General features: G+C 72.6%; 12 protein-coding genes. 1 reads left to right on the forward strand and 11 read right to left on the reverse strand.

The annotated features are described in order from the left end of the window. Positions 1 to 15: 15 nt before the first annotated feature. From ACZ32T_RS03745 to ACZ32T_RS03765, 5 genes are all read right to left on the reverse strand, one after another. Positions 16 to 369, reverse strand: coding sequence for an MmcQ/YjbR family DNA-binding protein (locus ACZ32T_RS03745; RefSeq protein WP_467262585.1), 354 nt, complete (start codon positions 367 to 369; stop codon positions 16 to 18). Then, positions 366 to 1,649: a hemolysin family protein gene (locus ACZ32T_RS03750; protein ID WP_467262587.1), complete on the reverse strand. Its 1,284-nt coding sequence runs from the start codon at positions 1,647 to 1,649 to the stop codon at positions 366 to 368. The genes ACZ32T_RS03745 and ACZ32T_RS03750 overlap by 4 nt, the downstream gene beginning before the upstream one ends. Beyond that, on the reverse strand, positions 1,646 to 2,143 hold the full coding sequence (ybeY, locus tag ACZ32T_RS03755) for an rRNA maturation RNase YbeY (protein ID WP_467262589.1): 498 nt from the start codon (positions 2,141 to 2,143) through the stop codon (positions 1,646 to 1,648). Before ybeY ends, ACZ32T_RS03750 begins: the two co-directional genes overlap by 4 nt. A 12-nt stretch (positions 2,144 to 2,155) precedes the next feature. Next, on the reverse strand, positions 2,156 to 3,178 hold the full coding sequence (locus ACZ32T_RS03760; protein ID WP_467262591.1) for a PhoH family protein: 1,023 nt from the start codon (positions 3,176 to 3,178) through the stop codon (positions 2,156 to 2,158). 127 nt (positions 3,179 to 3,305) lie between these two features. Continuing rightward, complete coding sequence (locus ACZ32T_RS03765; protein ID WP_467262593.1) at positions 3,306 to 4,403, reverse strand: carbohydrate kinase family protein; 1,098 nt, start codon at positions 4,401 to 4,403, stop codon at positions 3,306 to 3,308. A gap of 381 nt (positions 4,404 to 4,784) precedes the next feature. Between ACZ32T_RS03765 and ACZ32T_RS03770 the strand changes: the two genes are divergently transcribed. Beyond that, complete coding sequence (locus tag ACZ32T_RS03770) at positions 4,785 to 6,122, forward strand: MFS transporter (protein WP_467262595.1); 1,338 nt, start codon at positions 4,785 to 4,787, stop codon at positions 6,120 to 6,122. Here ACZ32T_RS03770 and ACZ32T_RS03775 read toward each other — a convergent pair. The 6 genes from ACZ32T_RS03775 to ACZ32T_RS03800 form a co-directional block, all read right to left on the reverse strand. After that, on the reverse strand, positions 6,107 to 7,099 hold the full coding sequence (locus ACZ32T_RS03775) for an adenosine deaminase (protein ID WP_467262596.1): 993 nt from the start codon (positions 7,097 to 7,099) through the stop codon (positions 6,107 to 6,109). The genes ACZ32T_RS03770 and ACZ32T_RS03775 overlap by 16 nt on opposite strands. Before the next feature lie 11 nt (positions 7,100 to 7,110). Next, positions 7,111 to 8,019, reverse strand: coding sequence for a ribonuclease Z (locus ACZ32T_RS03780; RefSeq protein ID WP_467262598.1), 909 nt, complete (start codon positions 8,017 to 8,019; stop codon positions 7,111 to 7,113). 4 nt (positions 8,020 to 8,023) lie between these two features. Then, on the reverse strand, positions 8,024 to 8,383 hold the full coding sequence (locus ACZ32T_RS03785; protein ID WP_356707678.1) for a histidine triad nucleotide-binding protein: 360 nt from the start codon (positions 8,381 to 8,383) through the stop codon (positions 8,024 to 8,026). Positions 8,384 to 8,517: 134 nt separating this feature from the next. Beyond that, on the reverse strand, positions 8,518 to 11,760 hold the full coding sequence (locus ACZ32T_RS03790; protein ID WP_467365179.1) for a S41 family peptidase: 3,243 nt from the start codon (positions 11,758 to 11,760) through the stop codon (positions 8,518 to 8,520). 181 nt (positions 11,761 to 11,941) lie between these two features. Then, positions 11,942 to 12,688 carry a 16S rRNA (uracil(1498)-N(3))-methyltransferase gene (locus tag ACZ32T_RS03795; RefSeq protein WP_467262602.1) on the reverse strand — a complete coding sequence of 249 codons (747 nt, stop codon included), beginning with the start codon at positions 12,686 to 12,688 and terminating at the stop codon, positions 11,942 to 11,944. Continuing rightward, positions 12,685 to 13,758, reverse strand: a complete 1,074-nt coding sequence (locus ACZ32T_RS03800) for a nitronate monooxygenase (protein WP_467262603.1) — start codon at positions 13,756 to 13,758, stop codon at positions 12,685 to 12,687. Before ACZ32T_RS03800 ends, ACZ32T_RS03795 begins: the two co-directional genes overlap by 4 nt. Positions 13,759 to 13,854 lie beyond the last annotated feature (96 nt).

Here is a 13,854-nt window from a genome sequence, read left to right on the forward strand (position 1 = left end):
GGCTGAGCCCCGCCCCTACGGCCGGTCCAGGCGCAGCCGTTCCGCCTTGGGCAGCCCGGCCACCACGAGGTCGTAACTGTCCTCCACGAGCTCCCTGACCATCCTGTCCGGGAGCTCGGAGACCGTCACGGTGTTCCAGTGGCGCTTGTTCAGGTGCCGGCCGGGGACGATCGCGGCGTGCTCCTTGCGGAGCCGCAGCGCCTCGTCCGGGTCGCACTTGAGGCTGACCTGCAGGGGCCGTCCGTCCAGCGCGCTCAGGGCGAACATCTTTCCCAGGACCTTGAAGACCGAGGCCTCGGGCCCGAAGGGGAACTCCTCCGCGCTCGCGTTGAACTCCAGGCAGAACGTGCGCAGCTCCTGGGGAGTCATGGCGTTTGTGTTCCCTCCGGTTCCACCAGCACCGTGACGATCTTGTTCCTGCGGCCCGCCGGGGACTCCGCGGTGAGGCGGAGCTTGCGCCCGTCGGGAAGGTCGACGATCGAGGAGGCACCGGAGATCGGGACCCGCCCGAGCGCCTTCGCCAGCAGTCCGCCGACGGTCTCCACGTCCTCGTCGTCGTACGCGTCGAGACCGAACAGCTCTCCGAGGTCGCCGATGTCGAGCCGGGCGGTCACCCGGAAGCAGCCGTTCTCCAGCTCCTGGACCGGTGGCAGTTCGCGGTCGTACTCGTCGGTGATCTCGCCGACGATCTCCTCGAGGATGTCCTCGATGGTGACGATGCCGGCCGTGCCGCCGTACTCGTCGATGACGACGGCGACGTGGCTGCGGTCCTGCTGCATCTCGCGCAGCAGGTCACCGGCGTTCTTCGTGTCGGGGACGAACGCGGCGGGGCGCATCGCCGTGGAGACCAGGTCGGCCTCCGCGTCCCGGTTGACGTGCGTCTTGCGGACCAGGTCCTTGAGGTAGACGATCCCGACGATGTCGTCCTCGTTCTCGCCGGTGACCGGGATCCGCGAGAAGCCGGAGCGCAGCGCGAGGGTCAGAGCCTGACGGACCGTCTTGTACCGCTCGATGCAGACCAGGTCCGTACGGGGCACCATGACCTCGCGCACGAGGGTGTCGCCGAGCTCGAAGACCGAGTGCACCATGCGGCGCTCCTCGTCCTCGATGAGCGACTCCTGCTCGGCGAGGTCGACCATCGCGCGCAGTTCCGCCTCACTGGCGAAGGGGCCCTTGCGGAAGCCCTTGCCCGGGGTCAGCGCGTTGCCCAGGAGGATCAGCAGCTGCGGGACCGGGCCCATGATCCTGGCCAGCGGCAGCAGGGCGTACGCCGCGGCCGTGGCCGTGTTCAGCGGGTGCTGGCGGCCGATGGTGCGCGGCGAGACCCCGATGGCGACGTAGCTGACGAGGACCATGACACCCATGGCGACGGCGAGCGCCTCCCAGGTCTCGGGGAACTCCTTGAGGCAGGCGTACGTGACGAGCACCCCGGCCGACATCTCGCAGGCGACCCGCACGAGCAGGGCCACGTTGAGATAGCGGGTGGGGTCGGCGGCGACCTGCTCCAGCTTCGCGCTGCCCCGGCGTCCTGCCCGCACGGCCTCCGCCGCACGGAAGCTCGACGTCCGCGCGATGCCGGCCTCGGCGCAGGCCGCGAGCCAGCCCACGACGACCAGCAGGACGGCGCCGGCGATGAGGGGCACGCTCACGAGACGGTGGGGGCGGGGGACGGGCCGGTCAGGCCGCGCTCGCCGCGCCAGCCGTCGACGATCGCCGCCTGGAGGCCGAACATCTCGGCCTTCTCGTCCGGCTCCTCGTGGTCGTACCCGAGGAGGTGCAGCACCCCGTGGACGGTGAGGAGCTGGAGCTCCTCGTCCATCGAGTGCCGTGTCTCGGCGTCCTCGCCCTGCTTCTTCGCGACCTCGGGGCAGAGCACGATGTCACCGAGGAGCCCCTGCGGGGGCTCCTCGTCGTCCTTGACCGGGGGACGGAGCTCGTCCATCGGGAAGGACATGACGTCCGTCGGGCCGGGGAGGTCCATCCACTGGATGTGGAGCTGCTCCATGGCGGCGGTGTCCACCACGATCACCGAGAGTTCGGACAGGGGGTGGATCCGCATCCGGGCGAGGGCGTAGCGGGCGATGTCGAGGATCGCCTGCTCGTCGACCTCGGTTCCGGACTCGTTGTTGACGTCGATCGACATGGTGCGCTGCGACTACTTCCCGTTGCGGCCCTTGGGGCCCTCTGCGTTGTCGTACTTCTCGTACGCGTCGACGATACGGCCGACGAGCTTGTGCCGGACCACATCCTGGGAGGTGAGCCGGGAGAAGTGCACGTCGTCCACGTCCTGGAGGATCTCCTGGACCTGGCGCAGACCGCTCTTGGTGCCGGTCGGCAGGTCCACCTGGGTGACGTCACCGGTGACGACGATCTTCGAGTCGAAGCCGAGGCGGGTGAGGAACATCTTCATCTGCTCGGCGCTGGTGTTCTGCGCCTCGTCGAGGATGATGAACGCGTCGTTCAGGGTCCGGCCACGCATGTACGCCAGCGGCGCGACCTCGATCGTGCCCGCGGCCATCAGCCGGGGGATCGAGTCGGGGTCGAGCATGTCGTGCAGGGCGTCGTAGAGCGGACGCAGATACGGGTCGATCTTGTCGAAGAGCGTGCCGGGCAGGAAGCCGAGCCGCTCCCCCGCCTCGACGGCGGGCCGGGTGAGGATGATCCGGCTGACCTGCTTGGACTGCAGGGCCTGGACCGCCTTGGCCATGGCGAGATAGGTCTTGCCGGTGCCCGCGGGGCCGATGCCGAAGACGATGGTGTGCTTGTCGATCGCGTCGACGTAACGCTTCTGGTTGAGCGTCTTGGGGCGGATGGTGCGGCCACGGCTGGAGAGGATGTTCTGGGTGAGCACCTCCGCGGGGGTCTCGGCGCCGTCCCCGGTGCCGTTCCCGCTCGCCCTGAGCATGGCGATCGAGCGTTCCACAGCATCCTCCGTCATCGGCAGCCCGGTGCGGAGCACCAGCACCATCTCGTCGAACAGGCGCTGGATGAGGGCGACGTCCGCCGCGCTTCCAGTCGCGCTTATCTCATTGCCCCGGACATGGATGTCGACGGCCGGGAACGCCGTTTCGATGACGCGCAACAGCGAGTCGCCCGACCCCAGGAGCATCACCATGGGGTGTGCGGCCGGAATGCTGATCTGGGCGCGCGCCTGCGGCTGTGTCGGTGACTGAGTCATGGGCCGGCCCTCGGGCCTGCGCATACCTCCCGTTGCAGGGCAGTCGCGGCTCGACCGCCTCTGGAGTACCAGCGTACGACTCCCCGCCGACAACGCCGAGAGGTTTTACCCGGTGATCATCAGGGCTTCACCGGCGGAAGCCGATGGTCGGGACGGCGCGGCGCAGGGGCCACGCCCTGCTGGAGGCGGGCAGCAGCTCGTCCAGGAAGGCGTAGCGCTCCAGGGCCGCCGGGTCCTGGCCGGCGCAGGTGCGTACCTGCTGCCACCAGCCGGCGATCTCCGCCCATCCGGGTGCGGACAGTGATCCACCGAACTCCTGCACGGACAGCGCGGCCGTCAGTCCCGCGAAGGCGAGGCGGTCGGCGAGCGGCCAGCCGGCCAGCGTCCCGGTGACGAATCCGGCCACGAAGACGTCACCCGCGCCGGTGGGGTCCAGGGCCTCCACCGCGATGGCGGGCACCTCGGCGGCCGTGCCGCTCTCCCGGTCCACCGCGTAGGCGCCCTCCGCGCCCAGGGTGACCACGGCCAGGGGGACCCGCTCGGCCAGGGCGTGGGCGGCGGCGCGCGGACAGTCCGTACGGGTGTAGCGCATGGCCTCCTCGGCGTTCGGGAGGAAGGCCAGGCAGTGCCCGAGGTCGGGCAGGGCGTCCAGGTCCCAGCGGCCGGTCTCGTCCCAGCCGACGTCGGCGAAGACCATCGCTCCGTTGCGGGCGGCCCCGGCCACCCAGGGCTCGCTGCGGCCGGGGGTCAGCGAGGCGACGGCGGCACGGGCGCGGGGCGGGCAGTGCGGGAACGTACGGCCGGGGGCCACGGCGGGGGCCGGCGCCTCGTGACCGTGCGAGACCATCGTGCGCTCGCCCTCGTAAGCCATGGAGACGGTGACGGGCGAGTGCCAGCCGGGGACCGTGTGCGACATGGCCAGATCGATGCCCTCACCCTGTTCGAGGGCGTCCCAGCAGTACTCGCCGTAGTGGTCGTCACCGAACGCGGCGGCCAGCGAGGTGTGGAGGCCGAGCCGGGCGAGGGCGGTGGCCATGTTGGCGACGCCTCCGGGGCTGGAACCCATCCCCCGCGCCCAGGACTCCGTCCCGCGCACCGGGGCGCTGTCCAGGCCGGTGAAGATGATGTCGAGAAAGACCGTGCCGGTCAGGAAGACATCGCAGGCCGGGTCCTGCGGAGCTCGCAGCCCGACCAGCGGGTCGATGCCTGGATCAGCTGTGCTCACCGTGCGCTCCCCGGCCTCGGCAGATCTGAACAGTGCGGGATGCGGCCAGTGTGCCGGATCGGCCGCCGCATCCGGAGGGTCCGCGCCGTACCGCGCAGACTCACTCCCACCTGCATAAACATGCGCAGCTACCCGGCTCTGACACCTATAAACCTGTGTGTGATCCAGATCACATCGAGCCGACTTTCCGTTGCCTGGGCGCGCTTGATACAAATTGCCCCGCGAGCACCGTTCGGGACCGTTGACGAGAGTGCCGCTTCTCTCGCGTTTTTCTCGCTCCACCCTCCCCTGCCCTGCCTCGCACCACCCTCCCCTGCTCCACCTCTGCCTTGCCCTCCCCTGCCTTCTTCCGCCTGCTCAGGCATGTCTTCAGGAACGCCCATGTCCTCGCGCCCTCGCGCCGCGTGGCCCCTGGTCGCCGTGTTCACCGCCGGTTACCTCGCCGCCTATCTGCTCCCCACCATCGTCGGCCGCCTCAGCACCTATCTGGGCCTGAGCTCCGCCCAGGCCGGCCTCGTCGGCAGTGCCCTCCTGCTCAGCTCGGCCTCGGCCGGCTTCGCGCTGGCGGGGCGCGTCGAGAGATTCGGGTCGTGCCGCCCGGCGCGCGCAGGACTGCTGCTGGCGATACTCGGCTACGGCTGCGCGGCGTCGACCACCTCGATGCCGCTGGTGATCACGGGTGTCGTGGTCGGCGGCCTCGGATCGGGCACGGCGACCGCCGTCGCGGCGTCCGGCATCGCGGCGCAGAGCGATCCGCACCGGACCTCGTCGCTCGGCCTGCTCAGCGTCTCGGCCACGGCGGGGGCCCTCTACCTGACGATCCCCCACATGGGCGGCGGCCACCGGCTGCCGTTCGCCTCCATCGCGCTGGTCGCGCTGCTCGTCTGGCCCGCGACCTCCCGGCTGGGCGGCTCCTCCCAGGCAGGCGGCATGTCGCCGGCGCAGGGAAGGCTGCCGCACCGGCGGTCGGGGCTGGTGCTGGCGGGCGGGATGCTCGTCTGGTCCATGGCACAGAACGCCCTGTGGGGCGTGAGCAGCCGCATCGGCGCCGTCCAGGTCGGACTCTCCGAGGTGACCATCGGCGCCGTGTTCGCCGCCGCGCTGGGAGCGGGACTCCTCGGCGTGATGGGTGCGGGCGTGCTGGGGGCCCGGCTCGGGCGGGCGGTGCCGATCGGCCTCGGGACGATGATCATCGCGGGGAGCATCGTGCTCAGCTCGTCGGCCGAGGACCTGGGGTCGTTCGCGACCGGTGAGATCGCGTGGAACACCTTCTACCCGGTGGTCCTGTCGTATCTGATCGGGCTGGCCGCGTCGCTGGACGTGCGCGGCCGCTGGGCGGTCCTCGCGGGTTCGGCGGCGTCCGTCGGCACGGCCTGCGGGCCTCTCCTCGGCAGCGTGCTCTCCGAGCAGGCGGGCTACGCGGTGATGGGCCTGATCCTGGGGGCCGCCACGCTCCTGGTCGCGGTCCCCGTCACGGCGGTGGCGCTGCACACCGGCGGCCGGCCCCTGGTGCCCGGCTCCGTCCGGCGCAGGGGCGGTGCCCCGGCCGCGCTCCTCGCCGCCACGACCAACAGCCTCTCCGGCGCGGTGCCCAGGCTGGGCGCGCCGGAGCAGGAGGTCGCGGAGATCAGTGTGCCCGCGCTGCGGCGCAGGCGGCTGGTGCGGAGCGCGATCCGGGCGGCGGGACCGGACGGCGGAACCGGTCAGTCGAACGTGTAGGCCTCGACCTCGGAGAGATAGCGTGCCCTGCGCTCCTCGTCGTGGTCGAGGAAAGCCGCCTCGAAGGAGTTGCGGGCCAGGGCGCGCAGCTGCTCACGGTCCAGGCCCAGCGCCTCGTGCACGGCGTGGAAGGTGTCCCCGACGTATCCGCCGAAGTAGGCCGGGTCGTCGGAGTTCACCGTGCAGAGCAGGCCGGCGTCCATCATGGACCGCAGCGGGTGCTCCTCCAGGACGTCGATGGCGCGCAGCCGCACGTTGGAGAGCGGGCAGAGGGTCAGCGGGATCCGCTCGGACACCAGCCGGTCCACCAGCTCCGGGTCCTCCATACAGCGCAGGCCGTGGTCGATCCGTTCGACGCCGAGGACGTCGAGGGCCTCCCGGATGTACTCCGGCGGGCCCTCCTCGCCCGCGTGGGCGACCTTGCGCAGGCCGAGGGCCGTCGCGGCGGCGTACACCTCGCGGAACTTCGCGGGCGGGTGTCCGACCTCCGCCGAGTCCAGGCCCACGGCGCTGATGCGGTGCAGGTACGGCTTCGCGGCCTCCAGGGTCTCCAGCGCGGACTCGGCGGACTTGTCGCGCAGGAAGCACATGATCAGCTGGGTGGAGACGCCGTGCGTCTCCTCGCTGCGGTCCAGCGCCCTGCCGAGTCCCTCGATCACGGTGCCGATCGGGACGCCCCGGTCGGTGTGGGCCTGCGGGTCGAAGAAGATCTCCGCGTGCCGGACGCCCTGGGCGGCGGCGCGGGCGAGGTAGGCGTCGGCCAGTTCGGTGAAGTCGTCCTCGGTGCGCAGCACCGCCATGAGGGCGTAGTAGAGGTCGAGGAAGCTCTGCAGGTCGTCGAAGAGGTAGGCGGTGCGCAGCTCTTCGGTGTCCGCGTAGGGCAGGTCCACGCCGTTGCGTGCGGCGAGCGCGAAGGCCAGCTCGGGTTCGAGGGTGCCTTCGATGTGGAGGTGGAGTTCGGCCTTGGGGAGGTGCACGGGGGTTCTCGTTACGTGTGGCGGGTGGGTACCGGGACCCTGATCAGGTCCTGGGCGATGGTCAGTTCACCTTCGAAGCCGGCTGCCCTGGCCTGGCGCTCGAAGACGTCGGGGTCGGTGTAGCGCTGGGAGAAGTGCGTCAGCACGAGGTGCCGGACGTCCGACTCCTTCGCCACCCGGGCCGCCTGGCCGGCCGTGAGGTGACCGTGGTCGGCGGCGAGCCTGCCGTCCTCGTCGAGGAACGTGGACTCGATGACCAGCATGTCGCATCCCTCGGCGAGGGCGAACGCGCCGTCGCAGAGCCGGGTGTCCATGACGAACGCGAACCGCTGTCCGCGGCGGGGTTCGGAGACCTCCTCCAGCGGGATGCCGCGCAGTACCCCGTCGCGCTGGATCCGTCCGACGTCGGGCCCGCCGATGCCGTGCTCGGCCAGCTTCGCGGGCAGCATGCGCAGCCGGTCGGGCTCGGTGAGGCGGTAGCCGTAGGACTCCACGGGGTGCGAGAGCCGGCGGCTGTCCAGGGTGTACGCGTCGGTGGTGGCGAGGACGCCGTCGGCGGCGACCGGGACCTCGGTCAGCTCGACGGACTCGCGGTAGGCGGTCGCGTACCGCAGCCGGTCGAAGAAGCGCTGTCCGCTCGCCGGGAAGTGGGCGGTGACGGGGTGCGGGACCTGGTCGAGGTTGATCCGCTGGATCACGCCGGCCAGGCCCAGCGAGTGGTCGCCGTGGAAGTGCGTGACGCAGATCCGGTCGATGTCATGAGCGGCCACGCCCGCCCGCAGCATCTGGCGCTGGGTGCCCTCTCCCGGGTCGAAGAGGATGCCCTGACCGTCCCAGCGCAGCAGATAGCCGTTGTGGTTGCGGTGGCGGGTCGGCACCTGGCTGGCGGTGCCGAGGATCACGAGTTCTCGTACGGACACGGTGTCAGCCGGGGGGCCACTGCATCCCGCGGCCGCCCAGGACGTGGGCGTGCGCGTGGAAGACGGTCTGCCCGGCGCCGGCACCGGTGTTGAGCACGATGCGGTAGCCGGTGTCGGTGAGCTTCTCGTCGGCGGCGACCAGACCCGCCTCGCGCAGCACGTCCGCGGCGGCCTGCGGGTCGGCGGCGGCGAGCGAGGCGGCGTCCGGGTAGTGCGCCTTGGGGATGACGAGGACGTGGGTCGGGGCCTGGGGGTTTATGTCGCGGAAGGCGACGGTCGTCGCGCTCTCGCGGACGATGGTGGCCGGGATGTCACCCGTGACGATCTTGCAGAACAGACAGTCGGTCTGCGGCTCTCCCGCCATGGGGTGCTCCTGGGTCGTGGTGATCGGCTACGGGCAGCCTAGCGGGCGCCGCGCGGCGGAAGACGGCCGACTCGGGGCCCGGGGCGATCGGGGGCGGTGGCGCGGGTCCCGCCCGCGCCACCGCCCGCGCCGTGCTACCGCGCCCCGTCCGCCGACGGCAGTCGCGGGGCCGTCTTCGCCGGCGTCCGCGTCAGCGACTCCAGCGCGATCCGGACCGCTTCGTCCAGCTGCGGGTCCCGTCCCGCCGCGTGGTCCTGCGGGGCCGTCACGACCTCGACGTCCGGGTCGACGCCGTGGTTCTCGACGCCCCAGCCGTACCCCTCCAGCCAGAAGGCGTACTTCGGCTGGGTGACCAGCGTGCCGTCGACCAGGCGGTAGCGGCTGTCGATGCCCACGACACCGCCCCAGGTGCGCGTGCCCACCACCGGGCCGATGCCGAGCGCCTTGATGGCCGCGTTCACGATGTCGCCGTCCGAGCCGGAGAACTCGTTCGCCACGGCCACGACCGGTCCGCGCGGCGCGTCAGCGGGGTAGCTGGAGGGCCGCATGCCGCGCGGCAGGTCCCAGCCGACGATGCGGCGGGCCAGCTTCTCGACGACCAGCTGCGAGGTGTGGCCGCCCCGGTTCTCCCGTACGTCCACCACCAGCCCTTCGCGGGCGACCTCGGTGCGCAGGTCCCGGTGGATCTGCGCCCAGCCCGAGCCGACCATGTCGGGGACGTGGAGGTAACCGAGGCGGCCGGCCGACCGCTCGTGCACGTACGCACGCCGGCCGGCGACCCACGCGTGGTAGCGCAGTGCCTCCTCGTCGGCGACGGGGACGACGACCACATGGCGGGGCTCGCCGCCGTCGACCGGTGAGACGGTCAGCTCGACCGGCTTGCCTGCCGCGCCGGCGAGCAGGGGGGCGGGGCCGGTGAGGGTGTCGACGGGGTGCCCGTCGACCGCCAGGATCACGTCACCGGGGCGCACCGCGACGCCGGGCGCGGCGAGCGGGGACCAGGCCGCGGGGTCGGAGGTCTCCGAGGGCAGGATCCGGTCGACGCGCCAGCCCCCGTCGCCGGCGCGGGAGAGGTCGGCGCCGAGCAGTCCCTGCCGGGCGAAGTCGTCGCCGTGGCCACCGGACGGCGTCACGTAGGCGTGGGAGGTGCCGAGTTCGCCCTGCACCTCCCAGAGCAGATCCATCAGGTCGTCGTGGGTGGAGACCCGGTCCAGCAGCGGCCGGTAGCGGTCCAGGACGGCGTCCCAGTCGACCCCGCCCATGTCGGGGCGCCAGAAGTTGTCCCGCATGACGCGGCCGGCCTCGTCGTACATCTGGCGCCATTCGGCGGCCGGGTCGAGGGTGCGGCGGACGCGGGAGAGATCGACGGTGACGTGGGTGTCGCCGTCGTCGTCGGACTCCCCCGACACCCGGCTGTCGGAGGGGACGACCCGCAGGGTGCCGTGGCTGTGCAGGACCAGCCGCCTGCCGTCGCCGCTGACCGCGAACCGGCTGATGCCGGAGGCGACTTCCTCGCAGCGCAGCTTCTCCAGGTCGTACCGCTCCAGGGTGGGTCCGGGGCTGGGTGCGCCGGGCGTGGCGGCGCCGGCACCGAGCACTCCGTTCACCGGGTGGCGCAGCCACAGCAGCCCGTCCCTGGCGGCCCGGAGCGAGGAGTAGCCGGCGGCCTCGACGGGGAACGGCACGATCCGGTCGGCGAGACCGTCGAGGTCGACGCGGGTGATGGGGAGCGCGGTGGGGTTGTCCTCGCCGTCACCGCCCTTCTCCTTCTCGGCCGGGCGGCCGTGGAGCTGCGGCCCGAACGGGGAGGGCGTGGTGGCGGCGAGTGTCAGCAGGTGCGGCCGGCAGGATCCGCCGAACGCCATGTCGAAGACGTGCGCGTCGTAGATCGGGTCGAAGACGCGCTCGGAGAGGAAGGCCAGGTGCTTCCCGTCGGTGGTGAAGGCGGGGGCGTAGTCCCGGAACCGCAACGGGGTGGCCTCGGTGACCGACAGGTCCGCGAGGTGGGCCAGTCTGAGCTGGCTGAGCGGCTCGGGGCCGGGGTGCGACCAGGCGAGCCAGGCGGAGTCGGGCGAGAAGACGAGTCCGGACGCGTCCCCGTCCTCGCTGCGGTCCACCTCGTGCACCTCGCCGCTCTCCCGTTCGACGATCAGCACCCGTCCGTCGTGGGCGGCGACGGCGAAGCGGCTGCCGTCGGGGGCGGGGGCCAGATCCAGGACCCGGCCGATCCGGCCGGCCGCGAGGCGGCGCGGCGCGGTGCCGGGAGCGGTGCCGGTGGCCGGCGCACACTCCAGCGCGTCATCGCCTTCGGCGTCGGTGACCCAGACGACGTGCTGGCCGCCGTCGGCCTGGAAGGTGTGCGGGAGCCTGGCCCGCACACCGGGTTCGGCGGCGAGCGCGCGGGCCGGACCCTCCCGGTGCGTGACCCAGTGGACGGCGCCGCGGGACCCGACCGCGCTGCCTCGGCCGGTGCGGTCCGGGGACGCGCTGTACGGATGGCTGCCGGCGTCCACCGGATGCGGTTGCAGGTCGGCGCGCTGTCCGCCGAGCCGGATGTCGAGACGGCGGGGGCCGTCGCTCTCCAGACCGTCCAGGAGCCAGAGTTCACCGGCGCGGGCGTAGCTGATCCGGGTGCCGTCGGTGGTGGCGTGCCGGGCGTAGAAGCCGTCGACGCCGCTGTGGCGGCGCAGGTCCGTGCCGTCGGGCAGGGACGAGTACAGCGCGCCGACGCCCTCGTGGTCGCTGAGGAAGGCGATGCGCTCACCGACCCACATCGGGCATTCGAGGTTGCCGTCGAGGCCCGCGTGGACGCGGGTGAACTCCTCGGGGGCGCCGTCCGTGGGCCGGTCGGCCGCGGCGATCCAGAGCTTGCCGGCCGTCCCGCCCCGGTAGCGCTTCCAGGCGGCGGCCTCGCGTCCCATCGTGGCCGAGAGCAGCAGGGGCCGCCCGCCGGGTCCGTACGCGAGCGAGCCGACCGGTCCGTACGGCAGGGTGCGGGCGGGGCCGCCGTCGACCGGGACGGCGCGGGCCCAGCTGCGCCGCAGGGACACCTGGCCCTGGGTGCTGATCGCCAGCACATCGCCGTCGGGCGTCCAGCCGCGTACGGACGTGCGCGCGTCGCCCCAGTGGGTCAGCCGCCTGGAGGGGCCGCCGTCGGCCGGCGCGATATGCACCTCGGGGGCCCCGTCCCGGGTGGACGTCCAGGCGACGAGAGTGCCGTCGGGAGAGATCCGCGGCTGGCTGACCGGGCGGTTGTCGGCGCTCACACGCCAGGCACGGCCGCCGTCGAGCGGCGCGAGCCAGACGTCGTCCTCGGCCGTGAAGGCGATCAAGTCGCCCTGGACATGGGGATACCGGAGGTAGGAAGGCTGCGTCACACGGATCACCCTAGGCTGCGGCACCGCTCCGGGTACCGGAGTTGGCCGGAGTCCGCCGTAGGGCCGGTGGCCCGCGCACTCACATTCCGCGGAGGTTCTCGGTGACCACGGCGGTCCCCCTCCCTCCCCCTCACCACGCGGTGCTGTGCGGGTGAGATCCGGCCCGCCCCGTGGCCCTCGGCTACGACCAGCGCCCGGTGCGTCCCATCAGGAGGGCCGCCGCGGCGGTCCCCGCGGTCGAGGTGCGCAGGACGCTCGGGCCGAGCCGGTAGGCGGGCGCCCCCGCCTCGGCGAAGGCCGCCAGCTCCTGGGGCGACACCCCGCCCTCAGGGCCCACGACCAGCACGATCGTGCCGCCGGCGGGGAGCTCGGCGGTGGCCAGCGGCTCGCTGCCGCTGTCCCGGTCCTCGTGCAGCACGCCCGCGAAGTCCGCCCCCGCCAGCAGGGCGGCGACCTGCTTGGTCGTCATGGCCTCCGCGACCTCGGGGAAACGCACCCGGCGCGACTGCTTCCCCGCCTCGCGCGCGGTCGTGCGCCACTTGGCGAGGGACTTGAGACCACGGTCGCCCTTCCACTGCGTGATGCAGCGCGCGGCCTGCCAGGGCACGATCGCGTCGACGCCCGTCTCGGTCATCGTCTCCACGGCGAGCTCGCCGCGGTCACCCTTGGGCAGCGCCTGGACGACGGTGATGCGGGGCGCGGGCCCGTCCTCCTCGTGGACGCTCGTGAGGCCGGCCACCACGAGCCGGTCCTTGCCCTCGGCCGCCCGTACGACGCCTTCCGCCCAGCGGCCCCGCCCGTCGGTCAGGACGACGTCCTCCCCGGGGTTCAGCCGCTTCACGGACACGGCGTGCCGTCCCTCGGGGCCGTCCAGGACGAACTCCGGCCCGGCGGGCAGCTGATCGACGACGAAGACTGGTGCCGTCACCGGGCACTCCTCACACTCACTGCCGCACGCGCGGCTTCCGTTTCGGCGGCGAGCAGGCCCACGAGCTCCCCGGCGGGCAGCTCGCGTGCCATCCGGTGTCCCTGGCCCGCCCACAGGGCCATGCCCTGGGCGTCCCCGGTCTTCGCCGCGGCCTTGCGCAGTCCGCCGGTCAGCTGGTGCACCTGCGGGTAGGCGGCGGGGGCGTACGGCCCGTGTTCCCGCACGAACCGGTTGACCAGTCCACGCGCGGGGCGGCCGGAGAAGGCCCGGGTCAGGGCCGTGGTCACGAACAGCGGGTTGGTCAGGGCCTGCTTGTGCAGCGGGTGGGCTCCGGACTCCGGGCACGGCAGGAACGCCGTGCCGAGCTGGGCGGCGTCGGCTCCGGCCGCCAGGACGGCCGTGATCTGGGAACCGCGCATCAGCCCGCCGGCCGCGACGACCGGCAGCGGCACGGACTCGCGGACCTCGGTGACCAGGGCGAGGAGCCCGGTGCCGGAGAGACCGCCCTGCGGGTCGTCCCGGTGCGTGGACTGGTGGCCGCCCGCCTCGGTGCCCTGCACACAGACCGCGCCCGCGCCCGCCCACCTGGCGTTGCGCGCCTCCTGGGCCGAGGTGACCGTGACGACGGTGAACGTGCCGGCGGCGGCGAACGCGTCGAGGACCTCGCGTGTGGGGCAGCCGAAGGTGAAGGACACCACCGGGACCGGATCCTCCAGCAGGATCGCGATCTTGGCCTCGTAACCGTCGTCGCCGCTGGAGTCCGGGTCGCCGAGCGGGGTCTCGTACCAGGAGGCCTCACCGGCGAGCTGCTCGCGGTAGACCTCGACGGCGCTGGGGTCGGCGACCAGCGGCTGGGGCATGAAGAGGTTGACGCCGAAGGGCCTGCCGGTCATCCGCCTGAGCTGCTCGACCTCGTTGTACATCCCGTCCGCCGTCTTGTAGCCGGCGGCGAGGAAACCGAGCCCTCCGGCCTCGGAGACGGCGGCGGCCAGCTCCGGGCGGGAGACGCCTCCCGCCATCGGGGCCTGCACGATCGGGTACCGGCAGAGATCGGTCAGCGCCAAGGACATGCCCGCATCGTGCCACGTCCCGCGGACCGTGCCGAATCAGCCCCTTTCGCACGGCGGAGGACCACCGCACGCACCGCACCGCCCGCCGGTACGGGA

The organism is Streptomyces sp. NPDC023573 (assembly GCF_055559735.1).

What these genes read in the sequence shown, in the direction of transcription:
- ACZ32T_RS03800 (WP_467262603.1), bottom strand. Translation starts at nt 13,758, where the DNA reads ATGTCCTTGGCGCTGACCGATCTCTGCCGGTACCCGATCGTGCAGGCC.
- ACZ32T_RS03770 (WP_467262595.1), top strand. Translation starts at nt 4,785, where the DNA reads ATGTCCTCGCGCCCTCGCGCCGCGTGGCCCCTGGTCGCCGTGTTCACC.
- ACZ32T_RS03760 (WP_467262591.1), bottom strand. Translation starts at nt 3,178, where the DNA reads ATGACTCAGTCACCGACACAGCCGCAGGCGCGCGCCCAGATCAGCATT.
- ACZ32T_RS03785 (WP_356707678.1), bottom strand. Translation starts at nt 8,383, where the DNA reads ATGGCGGGAGAGCCGCAGACCGACTGTCTGTTCTGCAAGATCGTCACG.
- ybeY (WP_467262589.1), bottom strand. Translation starts at nt 2,143, where the DNA reads ATGTCGATCGACGTCAACAACGAGTCCGGAACCGAGGTCGACGAGCAG.
- ACZ32T_RS03745 (WP_467262585.1), bottom strand. Translation starts at nt 369, where the DNA reads ATGACTCCCCAGGAGCTGCGCACGTTCTGCCTGGAGTTCAACGCGAGC.